We start from the raw sequence: 437 nt of genomic DNA, 5'->3' as shown, positions 1-437 counted from the left end.
CTTCGCAGTAGGGTGAAAATATACCCGCGTAGCGTCGGCATTAATTGACATAAAAGGCAATCGAGTTGATATTTAAGGACGTCGTCCAATCCTCTCCAGTCGATCTCCTAAATTCACAGGACGGGCTCGAACTGTGTGTCCTACTTCTAAAACAGACAAGATTCGAACTCGATTTATCTGATTTCCGAAGATAACAAGAAGGTAGTGTGATTTTAAAAAAAGAATTTCGGGGATCAGCGGTCAATAGAGCCGTGACAGATACGCACTCACATGTTGCTTCTGCCGCTTTACAGGCCAATCTTTGGGAGCCAATGACGCCTTTAGACCCAGACCATCCACATAAGTGGCCAACATTTCAGCTTCTAACTGTACATCTAGATCCGGTCTGAGTTCACCGGCCGCCTGTGCTTTCTCGATGAAACCGGAAATACCGGCTA

At 46.0% G+C, this 437-nt stretch carries 1 protein-coding gene; it reads right to left on the bottom strand.

The genetic code is table 11. The annotated features are described in order from the left end of the window. Positions 1-240: 240 nt before the first annotated feature. Positions 241-437, bottom strand: a 197-nt coding sequence (locus A3761_RS00785) for a TetR family transcriptional regulator C-terminal domain-containing protein (protein WP_197472687.1), incomplete at its 5' end; no start/stop codon positions are given.

The organism is Oleiphilus sp. HI0123 (genome assembly GCF_001635315.1).
The sequence above is the reverse complement of the archived record's forward strand: the minus strand, read 5'-3'. Positions and strand labels throughout refer to the sequence as shown.